This window comes from Paenibacillus sp. MMO-58 (genome assembly GCF_037146255.1).
Taxonomy (GTDB): domain Bacteria; phylum Bacillota; class Bacilli; order Paenibacillales; family Paenibacillaceae; genus Pristimantibacillus.
Genome location: NZ_JBBCVY010000001.1, coordinates 697,651 through 715,489, shown reverse-complemented (window position 1 = coordinate 715,489; position 17,839 = coordinate 697,651). Strand labels below are relative to the sequence as shown.

Annotated in this window: 18 protein-coding genes and 1 pseudogene; 5 read left to right on the top strand and 14 right to left on the bottom strand. The window is 52.6% G+C overall.

The window, feature by feature from the left end; all coding sequences use genetic code 11:
* Nucleotides 1–22 precede the first annotated feature (22 nt).
* The 8 genes and pseudogenes from WFJ73_RS03170 to WFJ73_RS03135 form a co-directional block, all read right to left on the bottom strand.
* Nucleotides 23–232: a DUF5316 family protein gene (locus tag WFJ73_RS03170; protein ID WP_336771674.1), complete on the bottom strand. Its 210-nt coding sequence runs from the start codon at nt 230–232 to the stop codon at nt 23–25.
* Between the two features lie 171 nt (nt 233–403).
* Complete coding sequence (locus tag WFJ73_RS03165) at nt 404–823, bottom strand: hypothetical protein (RefSeq protein WP_336771673.1); 420 nt, start codon at nt 821–823, stop codon at nt 404–406.
* 66 nt (nt 824–889) lie between these two features.
* Nucleotides 890–1,174 (bottom strand): annotated as a pseudogene (locus WFJ73_RS03160) (IS1595 family transposase); the annotation flags it as partial.
* Nucleotides 1,175–1,288: 114 nt separating this feature from the next.
* Nucleotides 1,289–1,801, bottom strand: a complete 513-nt coding sequence (gene mobB, locus WFJ73_RS03155) for a molybdopterin-guanine dinucleotide biosynthesis protein B (protein WP_336771672.1) — start codon at nt 1,799–1,801, stop codon at nt 1,289–1,291.
* A 2-nt stretch (nt 1,802–1,803) separates the two neighbouring features.
* Entirely contained in the window at nt 1,804–2,406 is a 603-nt protein-coding gene (gene mobA, locus WFJ73_RS03150; RefSeq protein WP_336771671.1) for a molybdenum cofactor guanylyltransferase, read from the bottom strand.
* A complete protein-coding gene (gene nasC, locus WFJ73_RS03145; protein ID WP_336771670.1) occupies nt 2,403–4,565 on the bottom strand; it encodes an assimilatory nitrate reductase catalytic subunit NasC in 2,163 nt (720 codons plus the stop codon). Before nasC ends, mobA begins: the two co-directional genes overlap by 4 nt.
* On the bottom strand, nt 4,550–6,586 hold the full coding sequence (nirB, locus tag WFJ73_RS03140; protein ID WP_336771669.1) for a nitrite reductase large subunit NirB: 2,037 nt from the start codon (nt 6,584–6,586) through the stop codon (nt 4,550–4,552). Before nirB ends, nasC begins: the two co-directional genes overlap by 16 nt.
* Nucleotides 6,583–7,887: a molybdopterin molybdotransferase MoeA gene (locus WFJ73_RS03135; protein WP_336771668.1), complete on the bottom strand. Its 1,305-nt coding sequence runs from the start codon at nt 7,885–7,887 to the stop codon at nt 6,583–6,585. The genes nirB and WFJ73_RS03135 overlap by 4 nt, the downstream gene beginning before the upstream one ends.
* A gap of 450 nt (nt 7,888–8,337) precedes the next feature.
* Here WFJ73_RS03135 and WFJ73_RS03130 point away from each other — a divergent pair, with 450 nt between their 5' ends.
* Nucleotides 8,338–9,552, top strand: a complete 1,215-nt coding sequence (locus WFJ73_RS03130; RefSeq protein ID WP_336771667.1) for a nitrate/nitrite transporter — start codon at nt 8,338–8,340, stop codon at nt 9,550–9,552.
* 97 nt (nt 9,553–9,649) lie between these two features.
* Nucleotides 9,650–10,639 (top strand): lipoate--protein ligase, encoded by a 990-nt coding sequence (locus tag WFJ73_RS03125; protein ID WP_336771666.1) that lies wholly within the window; start codon nt 9,650–9,652, stop codon nt 10,637–10,639.
* 65 nt (nt 10,640–10,704) lie between these two features.
* On the opposite strand, the gene WFJ73_RS03120 is transcribed toward WFJ73_RS03125, so the two are convergent.
* The 5 genes from WFJ73_RS03120 to WFJ73_RS03100 are packed head-to-tail and all read right to left on the bottom strand — an operon-like array spanning nt 10,705 to nt 13,329.
* Nucleotides 10,705–11,331: a hypothetical protein gene (locus WFJ73_RS03120; protein WP_336771665.1), complete on the bottom strand. Its 627-nt coding sequence runs from the start codon at nt 11,329–11,331 to the stop codon at nt 10,705–10,707.
* Between the two features lie 28 nt (nt 11,332–11,359).
* Entirely contained in the window at nt 11,360–12,019 is a 660-nt protein-coding gene (locus WFJ73_RS03115; protein WP_336771664.1) for a LysE family translocator, read from the bottom strand.
* A gap of 8 nt (nt 12,020–12,027) precedes the next feature.
* A complete protein-coding gene (locus WFJ73_RS03110; RefSeq protein WP_336771663.1) occupies nt 12,028–12,792 on the bottom strand; it encodes a GNAT family N-acetyltransferase in 765 nt (254 codons plus the stop codon).
* Between the two features lie 16 nt (nt 12,793–12,808).
* Nucleotides 12,809–13,111 carry a hypothetical protein gene (locus WFJ73_RS03105; RefSeq protein WP_336771662.1) on the bottom strand — a complete coding sequence of 101 codons (303 nt, stop codon included), beginning with the start codon at nt 13,109–13,111 and terminating at the stop codon, nt 12,809–12,811.
* Nucleotides 13,112–13,131: 20 nt separating this feature from the next.
* Nucleotides 13,132–13,329 carry a YwbE family protein gene (locus WFJ73_RS03100; RefSeq protein WP_317980276.1) on the bottom strand — a complete coding sequence of 66 codons (198 nt, stop codon included), beginning with the start codon at nt 13,327–13,329 and terminating at the stop codon, nt 13,132–13,134.
* Nucleotides 13,330–13,470: 141 nt separating this feature from the next.
* Here WFJ73_RS03100 and WFJ73_RS03095 point away from each other — a divergent pair, with 141 nt between their 5' ends.
* The 3 genes from WFJ73_RS03095 (at nt 13,471) to WFJ73_RS03085 (ending at nt 16,935) form a co-directional block, all read left to right on the top strand.
* Nucleotides 13,471–15,225, top strand: coding sequence for a DEAD/DEAH box helicase (locus tag WFJ73_RS03095; protein ID WP_336771661.1), 1,755 nt, complete (start codon nt 13,471–13,473; stop codon nt 15,223–15,225).
* Nucleotides 15,226–15,246: 21 nt separating this feature from the next.
* Nucleotides 15,247–16,632, top strand: coding sequence for an RsmB/NOP family class I SAM-dependent RNA methyltransferase (locus WFJ73_RS03090; RefSeq protein ID WP_336771660.1), 1,386 nt, complete (start codon nt 15,247–15,249; stop codon nt 16,630–16,632).
* 207 nt (nt 16,633–16,839) lie between these two features.
* Complete coding sequence (locus WFJ73_RS03085) at nt 16,840–16,935, top strand: dihydroorotate dehydrogenase (protein ID WP_127496536.1); 96 nt, start codon at nt 16,840–16,842, stop codon at nt 16,933–16,935.
* 94 nt (nt 16,936–17,029) lie between these two features.
* On the opposite strand, the gene WFJ73_RS03080 is transcribed toward WFJ73_RS03085, so the two are convergent.
* Nucleotides 17,030–17,827, bottom strand: coding sequence for a Cof-type HAD-IIB family hydrolase (locus WFJ73_RS03080; protein ID WP_336771659.1), 798 nt, complete (start codon nt 17,825–17,827; stop codon nt 17,030–17,032).
* Nucleotides 17,828–17,839 lie beyond the last annotated feature (12 nt).

The following is a 17,839-nucleotide window of genomic DNA, read 5'->3' as shown; positions in this document are numbered from 1 at the left end:
CGAGAAACAGGGCAATTCTGATTTACTCCAACCAGTTGATCATACCTGCAATAGCTAAGCAGATCAAGGCCAGCACAAAGGACCAGGTAGCAACTTTGTTTCTCGTTCTTCTATCCGATGGCTGCTCCGAATTAAAATTGCGCCTTTGCTGCTCAGGCGTTGTCCAGGCTCCCAAAGCCACCCCGGATATCAGAATAAATGCGCAGCCGATATAAATGAATAACTGAAACATATGCGCACCTCCAACTTGTTGTTGCCTTCATTAATATTATATAGAATAAATTATAATTATTTTAAACTATGTTAAATCATAATGTTGATATTTGACCTAAAGATAACCGCCCTGATGAAAAGGCGGTAGATCTAACTACGTACCGTTGGCGAAAATAATCTATCGAATAGTTCATTCCCTTGTTAACCAATTTTTCGCTTCGTCCATACTCGAAAAGTAGTCAGATTTACTACTTAAATTTAATTCTTTGCTGAAAGAGCGTAGTGTTTTACTCGCTCTTTTCGAAACCCCCACAAAAGCTATTTTTCTATTATAATCACTTGATCTTATAAGACTCTCAATAATGAGAGTAGCCACTTCCTCGGTAACCACTGTATCCTCTAAATGATATAAGATGTAACCTGACCTGGAGGGTTTCCCAATCAATTGTTCTGTAGCAAATATCTTTTCTTGAAGAAGTTTAAACTGGTCACCAAAATTATCCAAAGTTGCGATCCATATTTCAGCTCCATTATGAGGTAACAAAAACGATGGTCTAAGGTCTGGAACTCTAACAGGAACTTGTTTCTTCCAAAAATTCATCCATCGCATACTTAACCTCCTGTTTATTGAAACTATAATCCATATTTTACCATGAATAATTGTACAATGACATTAAGGGGTATTTGCGAGATCGTTGAACGTTTGACGACAGGATTTACAGCGGTAACGTTGACGTTTGACTTCTTCAGTACGTGTTTTTACAACATACTTCCCAAATCGCACGGCTGAATGGTTTTGAAATGAGGACAAACGAGCCAATTTTTACGCTTTTGCTCTTGAATATCATCTATTGCTCGTATGGGTGTACCTCCTATTCCATTGGTTCTAGATTGCAAAAAGTAATCGCTTTCCGCTATCATCCAATGCTTCAGCAAGTTTCTTCAATTCCTTTAATTCCATGGGCAAATCATCTCCAAACCATGATGTCACCCTAACAATAGAACATTTATTCGAAATCATCAAATATCAACAACACTGTTTAACATAGCCTATATTTAAAAAAGACAGTCCCGTTCAGGACCGTCTTCTCGAACCTTCTATCTGTATATGATCTCCTATCCCCTGCACATCGTCTATCTCGAATAACTCGGCACCTGCCGGAATAACTTCTTTCTGCAGATTATACCCCGGCCAGACCGCTACTGCCGTAATGCCTTTCAGTTCGCCCAGCAGCCGTTCGTCTTCCGCCCGCCTCACGATCACAAGCTTCGGAAACCGCTCCGCCTTAAATCCTTCAACAAGGATAAAGGCCTCCGCCGGCGCTTCTCCGATCAGCTCAAGCAATGCGGAAGGCTTTTCCTTCACAATAGCCGTCCGGTCAGCCGAAGTAATCGCCGACCAGACCGCTCCGGAGGTACGGTGCCGGGCGGTATCCGTATGCGCCGGCTCTGCCTCGAATTGGTGGCCGTCATGCTTGACCGTAGCGACCATGATCCCACGGGATGCCAAATAATCGATCAGCCGGCACACGAGCGTTGTTTTGCCCGTATTTTTATAACCCGCAATCTGATACACGGCTGCTGCCAAGGCTACACCTCCTTTCGTCTTCTCGCTTCTTCGTATTGCTCCGGCGTATTGATATTGTCAACGAAGCTACGGGAAATCCCGGCCGCCTCAAACTTCTCCTTCGGAACCCGGGTATAATTGATCCGCTTCAGAAACCCCTTCATGCTGTAGTCGCCTTCCTGCAGACAGCGCTCAACCTGTTCCAAGCACTCGGCGCGATAGACGGCATGCAGAGGATGAAGCTGACCGTTAACTTCAGGCACGGCAGCCAGACTTCCGCTTTTCTCCATCTGATGTTGCAGTAAAACGGCAGCCTTATTCGATACAAAAGGCATATCGCAAGCGGATACCCACAGCGTGGAATAACAATTGTATTCAAAAGCGGTATGAAGGGCCGCCAGCGGACCTTGACCGGGCGCCGTATCGATCAGGCACGGCAGCCTCAAGCCGGTGAGGAGCTTGGCCTGATCCTCCGACGCGACCACGGCCGTCACGCTGCCGCATAGCGGCAGCATGTTATCACGGACATGCTCAATCATAAATTGCCCGCCTATCGGCAGGAGCGCCTTCATTAATCCGCCCATCCGCCTGCCTTGGCCACCGGCCAATATGATACCGCCAATCATCCCTTCAACAGCCCCTTCTCCTGCTCTTCCCGCAAATACTCGGCAAGCGGCTGAACTTTTACCGCGCTTGTCTTGAAATCCGGCATCTTGCAATTCGGATCCAGCAAGGGATTGGTTGCCCGATTCACGTTCTGGGCATCTCCCCAATGCATCGGGATAAATAACGTATCCTCGCGAATGTCCGAAGTCATCTTCGTGCGGACGATAACCGCTCCCCTGCTGGATTGAACGCTGGCCAGCACGCCATCCTCAAGCCGGTATTTCCGCGCTGTCGAAGGGTGAATTTCCAGTATATTTTCCACCTCGCGGGCAGCCAGAACGGGGCTTCTTCGCGTCTGTACCCCTGTCAGGTAATGGGACAGCATACGGCCGTTTGTCATGTACAGCGGATATTCTTCAGATGGTTGCTCAGCTGGAGATTGATTATCTACGGTCTGGAATACGGCTAGCCCGTCCTGATGGGCAAAGCGCTCGCCAAACAACCGCGGCGTACCCGGATGATCAAGGGAAGGGCATGGCCAATAGATCCCTTCCTCCTTGCGGAGTCTCTCGTACGTAATGCCGTAATAATCCGCAATGCCGCCGCGGCTTGCAATACGCAGTTCATTAAAGATATCCTCCGACTGGCGGAAGGTGAAATACTTTTCTTTGCCCAGCCAATAAGCCAGGTCGCATAGGATCTGCCAGTCATGACGCGCTTCTCCCGGAGCCGGACGGCCAGCCGGCCGCAGCAGAACCCGGCCCTCCAGATTCGTCATCGTTCCCTCATTCTCGAGATAGGCGGTAACAGGCAGCACGATATCGGCAAGCTTAGCGGTCTCCGAGAGGAACATATCCGCAACAACAAGGAATTCCAACCGTTCCAGCGCTTCTTCCACCAGAACGGCGTTTGGGTTCGATACAATCGGATTGGAGCCCATCACGAACAGCCCTTTTATATCCCGGCTATGAACCAGCTCCATCATCTCGTACGCGGATACTCCTTTACCGGGAAGCTCTTCCGGGTCAATTCCCCATACGCCCGCAATATAAGCACGGTCCTCCGGATTTTCAATGAGCCGGTAACCGGGCAGTTGGTCTGCCTTCTGCCCATGCTCGCGTCCGCCTTGTCCGTTTCCTTGACCGGTGACCGCGCCATAGCCGCAGCCTTCCTTGCCGATTTTGCCCGTGGCCAGAATTATGTTAAGAAAATTTCTTACGGCCATATGCCCATCCGCATGCTGCTCGACGCCGCGGGCTGTAAAGACCATCCCCGTGCGCGCCTTGCCAAAGCTGTTTGCCGCTTTGCGGATCAGATCTATGCTTACGCCGGTAATATCCGCTATTTCCTCGAGATCAAGCGAATCCGCATGTTCTTTCACCTCGGCAAAGCCTTTTGTTCTGCTATTGATAAAGCTCTCGTCAATCAGCTTCTCGTCCAAAATAACCTTCAGCATGCCATTCACCAGCGCCGCATCCATACCGGGCTTCACCCGCAGATGGATATCGGCAATAGAAGCGGTCGCCGAAACTCTGGGATCAATAACGATGATAATGGCCCCGTTATCCTTTGCTCTCGTAAAATACGGCATCAGAGTCGGCTGGCATTCCGCAATATTGGTCCCCGCCAAAATGATACATTCGGCTAGCGGAATGTCCGACAGCTTGTTTGTCAGGCCGCGGTCAATGCCAAATGTCTTTACGCCTGCCGACGCTGCAGCCGACATGCAAAACCTGCCGTTATAATCGATATATTTGGTCTGCAAGGCTACCCGCGCGAACTTGCCCAGCAAATAGGCAGTTTCGTTTGTAAGCGATCCGCCGCCGTACAGACCAACGGTATGGGCCCCATGCTCCGCTTGCAGCCCGGACAGCCGGCTGCTGACCGCCTCGTTTGCTTCTTCCCACGTCACCTGCGTCAGCTTGCCGTTTTTGCGCATCATCGGATGAAGCAGTCTTTCTCTGCTGACTGCATGCTGATACGCGTTCATCCCCTTCACGCATAACCGGCCTTCCGAAACTTTGTTCGGAATCGCCGTTACCTGGTAGGTTGGCCGCCGACCCGAACGGTCCTCCACAACCTCCATCTTGCATTGCACGCTGCAAAAGGGACATTGCGTGGCCATCACTTTCTTGGCCTGCTCCACCGAGAATGTCATTGTTTCTATGTGCCGCTCCATACCATCTCCGCCCTTTCCGCCGCCTGCCACCGGCTGAGTAAATCTTCCTGCTCTCCGCGATCCAGCAGCTTCTCCCTAAGCGGCTGGAGGCCGATTCGCTCAAGCCATTTCCAAGGACGCTCCCCGTAATAAGCGGACTCCCGGTACCACTGAACGCAGGCTGCCGCCAGCTGCATGGCTTGCTCCTCCTCCGCCTCTACCGCAAGCAGCTGCGCTTGCTTGACCGGATGCGCCGAATGGCCTCCGACATAGACTTCCCAACCGGCAGGTACGGCGGCAAGCCCAAAATCCCGGACCAGAACATCGTTAGGCTTCAAATAATGAGCAGACCGCTCGGTCTGCACCGGATGAGGTAGTTCAAGCTCCTGCGTTTCCCATGAAATCTCCTTGAGCTCATTGTCTAACAAGGGGCTTACCGTCTTTTTGGATTCCTGGATCAATCCCATATAATAAGGAATGGCGCCGCGGCAAACGACGCAGCCGTCAGCCTTGCTCCATCCAAGCTTTTCCCTTACCTGCTCTGCGTTTGCATACTCCTGTTTCGCAATTTCAGCCTTTACTTCTTCATGACCAAGCTCGGTACAGCTGCAGATTGGGACTACCTTTTTAGTTCCGCCTCCCACTCCCGCCAGCACGCTTGCCAGAACCGCACCAACGAGCTGTTTGCAGCCGCCGCAGGAGCCGGATGCTTTTGTCTTATCCCGGATCTGCTCGACTGTCTGCAAATTGTCTTCCTGGATAGCGCATACGATAGCTCCCTTGCTTACGCCGTTGCACGAGCAGACAGTCTGGTGATTGGCCATGGCAATAACAGCCTCATCGTTGCCGCCGGACGCCCCCTCCGCCTTCTCGAGGAGCACATCCGCATCCGTTTTCTTTTTCAAATAATCAAGCAGCTTCATTCCCTCGGAGCTGTCCCCGTACAATACGGCGCCTGCTATCTTGCCGTTTCTGACGGTTACTTTCTTGTAAGTGCCCCGAAGGCCGTTATATTGCTGCAACGCCACCTCAACATCGCCTTGAATATCCCCTGCCGAGAACACGTCCACCCCGGACACCTTCAGCATGGAATAAGGAATGGAGCCTTTGTAAGGGACGGCATCCGCATCCGTCAGTACCTTGGCCAGCACTTTTCCTTGCTCGTATAGCGGCGCAACCAATCCGTAGACCGTCCCGTTATGCTCCGCGCATTCCCCAACCGCATAGATATGAGGCACGTTGGTCCGCATGTAATCGTCAACAAGAATAGCCCGGTTCGTGGCAATTCCGCTGTTAACGGCTATCGCGATGTTGGGACTGATCCCGACGGCCAGGACAATGAGATCCGCGACGAGCTTGGTGCCGTCGCTGAACAACAGCCCTTCTGCCCGTTTGCGGCCGATAATTTTCTCCGTCCGTTTCTCCATCCAGAACCGCATGCCCTGCTGCATAAGCTCCCGCTTCAGCATATCGGCCGACATCGTGTCCAGCTGCCTGTTCATCAAATAGGGGGCGTTATGAACGACATGCACCTCCATGCCCAGGTTAAGCAGACCGCGCGCTGCTTCCAGCCCCAGCAGACCTCCACCGATAACCGCCGCTCTCCGGTAGGATTCCGATGCTTCGATCATCGTCTCGCAATCTTTTATGTTGCGAAAGGCTGTTACGCCAGATTTATGAATACCCGAGATCGACGGGACAAACGCGGAAGATCCCGTTGCCAATATAAGTTCATCGTAAGGCACCGTCTTGCCGGACTCTAGATGAATGCTTTTTCCGGCCACGTCAACTCGCACAGCCTTCTCGCCCAGCAGCAGCCGGATTCCCCGTTCCTTGTACCAGGCAAAGCCATTGATTGTAATGTCCGAGATGGAGGTATCTCCCTGAAGCACTTTCGAGAGCATAATCCGATTGTAGTTCGGATGCGGCTCATCTCCGATAATCGTGATTTCGAAGGCTCCGGGCGATAACCGGTCTATCTCCTCTACGCATCTTACGCCTGCCATTCCATTGCCGATTACCGCTAGTTTCCTTGTCGTCACAACGTTAATCCCCCGTTTGCCATATGCGTTAGTAATAGAAAAGAAACGATCTCCCCTTTCGCCGCGCCTCTTCCGCCCGCCGGGATTACGGCAATGGCGTTTGCTTCCGCGAATGCCGCAATATTTCCCGATTTATCGTTGGGCAATGGTGCAATCCGCCACATCCCAAGCTCCATTGTAGCTATGGAGCGAATATATCTTGGATAGGGACAAGGCTTGCCCACCGAATCCTCCAGCTTCCCCTTGAGCCATTGATTGCGGTAATTTTTCATTCCCTTTAACCATTGAACAGCCGGCTTCACCAGCAGCTCGAGACCGGAATAACACGCGGACGGATTTCCCGACAGCCCAAACAGCAGACAGTCCTCTTTCTTAAAAGCAGAGGTTGGCGTACCCGGTCTCATCAGCACCTTCGTAAATATCGGCTCAAAACCGGCGCTGACAGCGGACCGCTCAACGTAATCATGGTCACCGACCGATATCCCGCCTGTCGTTATCACTACATCCGCCTGCTCCGCGGCAAGCCTGATTTCATTAGCCAGAACGGCGGGATGATCCGGAACCGGCTTCCGGCGAGTGACATGAGCGCCAAGCTGCTTCAAAAAGGCGTAAACAACAAGTCCGTTAGCGTCATAAATCCGATTTGCGGAAAGCGCCGTACCCGGTTCCTGAAGCTCATCGCCAACCGGCAGAACAACGATCCGAGGCTTCGAGTGCACAACCGCTTCAGCCTGCCCGTAGGAGGCCAGCACCGCCATTTCTTTTGCCCCGATCACGGTTCCTCTTACAAGAATCAGCTTGCCCGGCGCAAGATCCTCTCCGGCTTCCGCGATATGTCGGCCAACCGGATGCGGACGGTCAATTCCAATCCACAAGGGCATACCGTCTTCTCCGTAAATGGGGGTAACCACTTCCTGCATAACAACGGTATCGTAACGATGCGGCACAGGCGCACCGGTAAAAATCCGTACGGCATCCCTATCATTAACCTGCCGGTCTGCGGTACACTCCTGAGCCCATTCCTTTGATGTGCCAGCCTTAACCTCCGCGATCACTCTAAGCATGACTTCACTGCCCTGACCGGCGCCAAGCAAGGTTTGCGAGCGTACGGCATATCCGTCCATAGCCGCCCGACGAAACGGAGGCATCGGAAACGGTGTAAAGAAATCTTCCGCCAGCACTCTGCCCACGCAATCCTCCAAGGACAGCTTTTCCGTTCGAACGGGAGACACTCCCTCACACAAATGACGAATCGCTTCTTCTACGGATACAACAAGCTGCTGCTTCTGCAAGGTAGTCATTCAAGCATTCCTCCCCACCGCACAAAATGAACATAAAAAGCCCGTTTCCTATATAAATAAGGAAGCGGGCTCCGTTGCCAAAGTCGACAGCACATCGTTGTGCTGATCATTTGTTTTGAGCATAATGTAAGTTTAGCTGCATGTCAATATAAGTGACGCAGAAATATCGGATTCCGCTTTATTTTATGGATATTTTAAATTTTTGTGTTAAGTTTATTGACATGCATTTGACAGTTCACCTATAATTCGAATTGGGTTCACAATGATGTGACCGTACGATCCGGTGGGTACAATGCTGTACCGCCTTCGGCAAAGAGGCCGCTTCTGTCCGCAAGGGCAGTTCGCGGCCTTTTTTTAATGTTGAAATGAAACGAAAATCAGACTCTCGTCCCGGGAACGCGCGTCTGCAAACAGAAAACACAGAAATATATCCATTGGAGGGAATTGGTTATGAGCAACCCTACGTCGTTCTGGAAAAGCGGTCATAAGCCTTCATTATTCAGCGCATTTATGTATTTCGATATCAGCTTTATGATTTGGGTACTGATTGGACCGCTTAGCGTCGTTATTATTGGAGATTATGATATGACACCGGTTCAAAAAGCTAACCTTGTTGCCCTGCCGGTGCTTGGCGGTTCTATTCTCCGCCTGGTGTTCGGCTTCCTTACCGACTATATCGGACCAAAGAGAACCGGGCAGCTCGGTATGCTGCTTACGATGATCCCTCTTATATGGGGCTGGAAATTTGTTAGCTCCCTAACGGATCTGCATATCGTTGCTCTCATGCTTGGTGTCGCAGGTGCATCCTTTGCCGCAGCGCTTCCGCTTGCAAGCCGCTGGTATCCGCCGCAATATCAAGGTCTCGCCATGGGAATCGCCGGCGCGGGCAACAGCGGAACGGTCTTCTCCACCTTGTTCGCCAACCGGATCGCCCAGCATTTCGGCAGCTGGGAAGTCGTTTTTGGCCTCGCGCTTATTCCAATCGCAATCGCCTTTATCGTCTTTACGATCTTCGCGAAAGACAGCCCGAACCAGCCCGCTCCAAAAAAGCTGTCCCAATACGCAAAAATATTAAAGCAGCGCGATACCTGGCTCTTCTGCATTATGTACAGCGTTACGTTTGGCGGCTTTGTTGGACTCTCCAACTACCTGACAATCTTCTTCAACACCCAATACGGCTTGTCCGCCGTCAAAGCAGCCGATTTCACTACATTATGCGTCATCGCGGGCAGCTTCTTCCGTCCGATTGGCGGGTATTTGTCCGATAAGCTTGGCGGCATTAAGGTTCTGATGATTTTGTATACGGGTGCTGCTGTCATGCTCGCTTCAATCTCGAGTCTTCCGCCGCTCTATCTCGTGATTGGTCTGTTATTCGTAGGCATGATGTGCCTTGGCGCCGGCAACGGCTCCGTGTTCCAGCTTGTACCGCAGCGGTTTGGCGACGAGATTGGACTTGTGACCGGAATCGTAGGCGCGGCCGGCGGCCTTGGCGGTTACGCACTCCCGCTCATTCTGGGTAATCTATATCAATCCACGGGCTCCTATACGCCAGGCTTTCTCATTTTGTGCGGCATTGCCCTGCTAAGCGTTATTATGCTGGCGATTGCCCAGCTGGACTGGAAGAAAACCTGGATTGGGGAAGGCGGCAAAGCACGCAGCGTGTGAGAAGCGGATACCGAATATTTTGTCCGATCCCGCATGAAAAATCTATCCGTGAGGGTTATAATGGGAGCAGGACGGAATAGGAAGAGGAGAATCACGCATGCGTTTTATCGACAACCACAACATCACGGACCCGACGCTGAATCTGGCGCTCGAGGAATATATTTTACGTTCGCTGCCGGAAGACGAATATTTGCTGTTCTACATTAACGAACCATCTATCATTATCGGCAAGAATCAGAATACGGTAGAAGAAATTAACGCCGATTACGTCAAGGAAAACGGCATCCATGTAGTGCGCAGGCTGTCGGGAGGCGGCGCGGTCTATCATGATCTCGGAAACCTCAGCTTCAGCTTCATCATGAAGGATGACGGCAAGTCGTTCCACAACTTCAAGAAGTTCACGGAGCCGGTTGTGCGCGCATTGCGCAAGCTTGGCGTAGACGCGGAGCTGTCGGGACGCAACGACCTTCAGGTCGGCGAACGCAAAATTTCCGGCAACGCCCAGTTTGCTACCAAAGGGAAAATGTTCAGCCACGGCACGCTTTTATTTGATTCGGAGATTGAGAACGTCGTTTCCGCGCTTAAGGTCAATGCGGAGAAATACGTCTCGAAAGCAACCAAATCCATTCGGAGCCGCGTTGCCAACATCTCGGAATTTCTGAAGGAACCAATGACCGTTCAGGAATTGAGACAATATTTGCTGGAGTCTATTTTCGAGGGCGAGCCGGAGATTCCGATCTACGAGCTGACCGAAGAGGATTGGGCGAATGTCCGGAAGCTGGCTGACGAACGTTACCGCAGCTGGGACTGGAATTACGGCCGCTCCCCTGCCTTTAACGTCCGTCAGACGAAGCGTATCGAAGGCGCGGGCACCTATGATATACGCCTGCAGGTGGAAGAAGGCAAAATCGTGGATGCCGCCGTATTCGGCGACTTCTTCGGCAGAGGCGAGACAAGCGAAGTGACTTCGAAGCTGATCGGCACGCGTTACGACGCGGAATCGCTCGGCAAGCTGCTGGATAAGATCGACGTAAACTTTTACTTCGGTCCCATTACGAAGGAGCAGCTGCTGTCGCTCATGCTGTAATCGGCATCAAACCAAAAACACGGTTACGCTTATCCAGGATAAGCGTAACCGTGTTTTTTATTGGTCTATTTATCTAATGTTCTATAGATTTTTTTGACTCTCTTTAATTGAGCGTCCGTGAGATGCCGCTCCCTTTCCCGCAGTACCTTCAGATAATCCTCTTTATTAAGAGCCGTAACGGCAAGAAGAGCGCTTTCCGAATGCTGGGGAACTTCTTTGGACCTGCAGCTCTCGAGATGGCGGAGCAGGAAAGGAAAGATAGCCTTATTATTTGCTTCGCTGACTGCCGCTATTATCGATAGCGTTAGAACGGCCTTATCCACGGTGATTACCGAACCGGTTGTCATCGCGCTTACGATTTGCTCAACATGCTCCATAATCGGTTCTGATGCAGTATCTGCAATGGCGGACAATGCCGTCATAGCGCCCCACACCAGCCGATTATCCCGGCTAGTCAGCAGCTCGATGAACCGTAAAGCGTATTGGCTTATCAGCTCCGGCCTAAGCTCGCCAATCTCATAGGCAACCTTGATGCAATCATGCCGTACCCTTTTATCCTTACTGGACAGATTCTCGATGATTTCTTGTATGCCTGCAAGATTTTCTTCGCTTGCCAGCCTTTGCGCAAGTTCAATATTAGGCTCCTCATCATCACGGTCTAGCCGGGAAGCCAACAAATTCACAACGGACATGATATCCCTCTTTTGTTATATAGATAACCTACTCGCCTAGCACAAACTGCAGCCCTGACCAGAATACGCGGATCGCAAAATAAACAAAGAGAAGAGCCGAGAAAAACGAAATGACCCTCACGAATTTCGCGCCTAGCGCTTTGCCTGCCCGCCCGCTGAGGAAAGCCATGCCAAGCGACCATAATAAGCCGGCGGTGAAAAAGCCCGCGATAAATACGACAATCGCATAACGGCTGTCGCCATGAACCTCGGCCACAATCGGCCCCGCCGAAGCGACAAACCACAGCATAACCGTAGGCGACGACAAGGCCGCTCCGAGTCCAAACAGAAAATCCGCGAGCCTCCGCTTGGGCTGTCGACCGTCGTCCCCTTCCCTCGCCTTCCAATCAATCATCCTCGGATGGAACGATTCTTTCGCCATTTTATAAGCGAGCAGAAGCAGCACCGCTGTTCCCGCAATCCATAGTATCCAACGGACGGCGGTTATCTCCAATATAAAGCTAAACCCAATCAGCGCGAGCGCAAGATAGGTCAAGTCTCCAAAGCATGAGCCAAAACCTATCATAAAGGACGGTTTAAAGCCGCGTTCGACCCCGGTTTTAATAATCGCAACGTTAACCATGCCCAAATCCAAACATAGAGATAAAGAAAATAAAAAGCCCTGTATAAACGCTAACCATAAGACCATTTAAACGTTCACTCATCCTGCTTCAAAGATTTAACCCTGTACCAATATTCGTATTGCGTCTCAAAACCAAATTTGTCATACAGCCGGTTTGCCGGTTGGTTTGCCTGAACAACCAATAAATAGGCTTTATCCACCCCGTTCTGCTTCCCCCAACTGAAAATGCGCAGCAGCAGCTGATAGCCCAGCCCTCGATTACGGAACCTCTCGGATGTGACAATATCGTACAAGCCGATATAGCCATGCTCGATTACGCCAATTCCGCATGCCGCCGGAACACCATCCGCATACAGCGTTACAAAGCATTGGCGGAGTCTCATGCTGGTCAGCATTTTAACCGCCGTTTCCCGCTGCTTGTCCGAGAGCGGCATCATCTGCGTAAATTCATCCAACCAACGTTCACTAAGCTGTTCGTCAATTCGGCATTCGTAGTCTGCCGGCAGCGGAAGATCCTTCAGTGCCGCCGTCTTCACATAGACGGGATCCACCATCCGATAGCCCCGCCCTTCCAGTATAGAATCCAGCTGTCTTGGCCTTGCAAAAGGCGTGATTTTAAAAATCGTGTCCAAACCGCGCTCCGCATACAGCTTCTCGCAGTGAACGATTTTATCCCTCACATGGCCATGACTCTCATACAGCGGCATCACGCAATTCGAACGCTTCGTATAGCCGTCCGCGAACCGGAGCAGCCAGCCGTCGTAAACGACCGTCTGAAGAGACGGCCATGCGTTAAGACTTAATTCCTCTAACGTCTGATGCAGCGAGTTTGTCTGCATGTCCCGCATCCCCTTTTCATAGAAGATGAAACCGTTCCAGCTGCGCATGTAGATTTTCCCGTAATAGAATCTCTCTTTGCTTTGGCCCCAGCAGGTCAAAATGCGGGTATTTGTCCCGTCTATGAATATATCTCGGATTCAGACCGTTATTCCTGCACCACAACGCAAGCTTGTCCAGATCGGAGCAGCCTACCTTGGTTACGGTCTTCATGCCCGGAAAACGCGGATCCACCCAATAATGCGTCAGGTAGGCAATCTCCCCGCGGGCGACCGCTTCCTTCCATGCCGTCACTTCAGACCTGGAAATTCCGAATGCCATCGCGCTCTAAGCTCCTTTATTCACGAATAAATGCGTTTTACTCTTCCGACTTGGCCATCTGTCAGACGCACCTTGATGCCATGCGGATGAGTCGGCGAATTCGTAAGCAGATCCTTCACCACGCCGCGCGTCAGCTTCCCTGTACGCTGATCCTGCTTCAGAACAATATCCACCTCAAGCCCCGGCTTAACCGAAGCACGCTCTGTACCGCTATTCATTGTTGATCATTCCTTTGTTTGCATGTATGCTTAATAGCTTATGACGCCCAGCATAGCATATGTAGATGAAAGATGCACTTCTAAGGCACAACTGGTATACTAAACGATAAACGAGTCGATGAAATGAGGAACATATACAAAATGTCAACTGAATTTATTTCCATGGGTATTATCCCGGAGCTGACCGAAGTCCTGCAATCCAATGGGATTACGAGTCCAACTCCCGTACAAAAGAAAGCAATCCCCGTCCTGCTGTCCGGACAAGACGTCATTGCTCAGGCCCAAACGGGTACGGGTAAAACGATCGCCTTCACCCTGCCGATTCTGCAGCGCATCGATGTCGAGAAAGAGCAGGTTCAAGCGTTGATTCTGACTCCGACGCGCGAGCTGGCGATCCAGATTACAAGCGAGCTGAAAAAGCTTGCCGCGGCGGTTGGCGCCAAAGTTCTTGCCGCATACGGCGGACAAGACGTAGACGCGCAAATCCGCAAGCTTAACAATTCGCCTCATATCGTTGTAGCTACGCCCGGCCGCTTGATCGACCATATGAGACGCGAGACGATCAACCTCGGCAAGCTGAAGATGCTTGTACTCGACGAAGCGGATCAAATGCTTCACATGGGCTTCCTGCCCGAAGTGCAAAATATCGTTGAACAGACGCCTCGCGCCCGTCAAACGATGCTCTTCTCGGCTACCATGCCGGATCAGATCAAACGTCTCGCGGAGAATTATATGAAGACTCCGGTCGACATTAAAATTCAAAGCGCGAATGTTACGTTGGACAATATCAAGCAGCTAGTTGTAGAGACAACTGACCGCGGACGCCAGAAAGCGTTAATTTCCATGATCGAAACACAGCGCCCTTACCTGGCCGTCATTTTCTGCCGGACGAAGGTTCGCGCAAAAAAACTAAACAAGGATCTTCAAGACCACGGCTTCGAATCGGACGAGCTGCATGGCGATCTTACGCAAGCCAAACGCGAGCAGGTCATGAAACGCTTCCGCGATGCTAAGCTTCAAATTCTGGTCGCAACGGACGTTGCGGCACGCGGCCTTGACGTTGAAGGCGTTACCCATGTCTTTAACTACGATGTGCCAACCGACTCCGAGATTTATATCCACCGGATCGGCCGGACAGGCCGTGCCGGACAACGAGGCGTTGCGATTACCATTGCATCGCCTTACGACCGCGGAGCGGTTGCCCATATCGAACGCAGCATTAATGCTATACTTGAGCGCCGTACGGTTGAACCGGACGGCACAATCGTGAAGACTAGCGCTCCCCGTTCCGGCAGCGAAGGCAAGAGCTATGACAAAAAACCGGATCGCGAAGGCCGCGGTCGCGGCAATCGCGACTTCAAACCGGCGCAAGGCGGACGCGGAGGCAGAGGCGAGCGCAATGAACGCGGCGCAGGTGGTGCAGGCCGTTCGCAAGCAGGCGGACGCGGTAAGCCGGAACGTGCTGCCGTCAGCGGCACCGAGGGCAATCCATGGGAAGCTGCTGCTCCTGAACGCGGAGGCAGAGGCGGCGAACGCGAAGCCGGACGCGGAGGCAGAGACGGCGAACGCGAAGCCGGACGCGGAGGCAGAGACGCTCGCGGCGCTAACCGTGGCGGCAGAGGCGAACGGACTCAAGGCGGTTCTGCTCGCGGCAATACGCGGGGCGCAGCAACTGGCGGAGGCAGAGGCGAACGCAACCAAGACGGCGCAGCACGCGGCAATACGCGCGGTGCTTCAACCGGCGGCGGCAGATGGGAAGGCCGTCCAAGCAGCGGTAAAGATTCACGCAGCTCGGGCGGCAGCGCTCCGCGCGGCGGCAGAGATTCACGCGGCGGCAATAACGGCGGCGCTTCCCGCGGACCTGCTCCCGGCGGACGCCGCGGACGCAACAGATAAGCATAAAGGAGTTGCAGTACATTGAAGAACGTGCAGCTGCCGGAGGCTTATATCCGGCAAATGCAGGCTCTTCTCGGAAGGGAAGAAGCCGAGCGGTTTCTTGACAGCTACAATGATGCCCGTGTTTACGGGCTTCGGTTTAATCCTTTGAAATGTCGACAACCAAACAAAACGGCTGCTCTCAAGCAGCCGTTTTGTTTGGAACCCGTACCTTGGTGCAAGACCGGCTACTATTATGACGAAGCGGCAAGACCCGGCAAGCATCCTTATCATACAGCGGGTCTTTATTATATCCAGGAGCCGTCCGCGATGTCCGCGGCGGAGCTGCTGGACGCCCAGCCCGGTGAGACGGTTCTTGATTTCGCAGCCGCTCCGGGCGGCAAAACCACGCAAATCGCCGGCAGCATGAATGGCGAAGGCCTGCTGATCGCCAATGAGATTCATCCTGCCCGAGCGAAAATTTTAAGCGAGAACGTTGAACGTCTCGGCATCCGCAACGCGGTTGTTACGAATGCCGCGCCGCATGAGCTGTCGAGACGCTTTCCGGTCTTTTTCGACCGCATTATGCTGGATTCTCCCTGCTCGGGAGAAGGCATGTTCCGCAAGGATGAAGTCGCGGTAGCCGAATGGTCGGAAGCCCATGTGGCCTATTGCGGCGAACGTTCGTCCGAGATTCTGGAGCATGCCGCAATCATGCTTAAGCCCGGCGGCGTACTCGTCTATTCGACGTGTACGTTTAACCGCGCAGAGAACGAGGATACGATCGAGCGGTTTGTTGCCAAGCATCCTGCCTTCCACGTTGAACAAATCGAGCGCTTATGGCCGCATCAGGTGCGCGGCGAAGGACATTTTGTCGCCCGGCTGCGGAAAGCCTTCGAAGGCGAGCAACTGCAGGCGACAGATGAACCGCCGAAGAGAAAAGACAAGCGGCGCGATAAACGTGCGGCGGGACGGTCCAAACCGCTGACAGCCGAGATGGCCTTGTTTCACAGCTTTGCCGAACAGGCCTTGCCCGGTTTCGAGCTTGGCCCGGGAGAGCCGCTCCGTTTCGGCGACGCTCTCTACTGGCTGCCCCATCAAACAAACGGCAGCTTTGGCGCCGCCGATCTTGACGCCCTCAAGGTTGCGCGGCCCGGTCTGCATCTCGGCGATATCCGCAAGAACCGGCTGGAGCCGGCGCATGCGCTTGCTCTCGCGATTCAAGCGAATGATGCATCGTGGGTACGGAGCTATCCGCCGGACGCGCCAGAGATTGCCGCTTACCTTCGCGGAGAGACGCTGCCCGCTGCGGGCGAAGAGAGCGGCTGGGGCCTTGTTGCCGTTGACGGACTTCCGCTTGGCTGGGCTAAAGCAAGCGGCGGCCAGCTTAAGAACCATCTGCCAAAAGGGCTTCGGCGTTTCAATTAATGCCGCGGCGAATGTCGGGGATGATTCCGGAACCCGCTGCCAGCAAGCTATTTCCTTCTGGGTGACTACCTAAATGGGGTTGTATCGTGACAGGAGTCCATTCCATACAAGGCCTCCTGCAATACAATACTGTATACCGAATAGAGGGCAAATGTACTCGAGTGACAGCAGCCTTCCAGCGGAATACAATCACAAGGAGGAATTAGCATGTCTGGCGTATATGGAGGCGGCGTCAATACGGTAGGTTTCATCCTTGTCCTTTTCATTCTTCTGGTAATCATCATAAGAGGAGTTTGGCACTAAGGACTTGGTACTAAACCCAACAAAGAAGGGGCAGCACCCGAGGTCGGCATGACCAAGGGGGCTGCCCCTTCTTATTGTTCAATCCCTATCCTCTTCAGCTCCAGGCGAATTCCCGCAAGGCGTGCGCAACGCCATCTTCGGCGTTGGAACGTCCTACGACATCCGCCGCTTCTTTTACCCCGTCCGGAGAGTTGCCCATCGCAATTCCGCAGCCGGCAAACTCCAGCATGGAAATGTCATTATAATAATTGCCGATCGCAAGAATCCGGCTCCGGTCAATGCCATGGCTGAGAGCAAATTGCCGCAATGCTCTGCCTTTGCTTGCTTCCGGATGATGCACGTCGATAAAGAAATCGCCGCTGCGGATCGTGTGCAGGGACGGCGGCCATTTCTCCCACTCCTCCTGCACCCGGTCCATCACCTCTTTGCTGCCGAATACCGTAAACTTGACAAGCCCCTGCGGCAAGCTGGCTCCTTGTCCCAGAACGGAAGGCGACGCATGGAACTTGCTGTACATATCGGATACCTCTGGCGTTAACGATTCGACCATCATTTCAAAAGCCGTATTTACGTCGTAATGGACCTGATTCTTCCGGCAATAGTCTACGAATGGCTCCAGCTGCTGCGGCGCGATCTCGTATTGGTGGATGATTTTCCTCGTATCCGAGTCAATCGTCGCTCCGCCGTTATGCGTAATAATCGTACCGGTTAGCTCTAACTCCTCCAGTACCGGAAAGACGCTGAAAGGCGCTCGGCCCGTGCATAATACAATGCTCGCTCCCCGGTCTGCCGCTTCCCGCACGGCTTCACGAGTCTTGCTTGTCAGTTGATGATCATCCGTCAATAAGGTGCCATCTACATCAAGCGCAATCAAATCATACTGTAATGCCATACGATTCTCCCC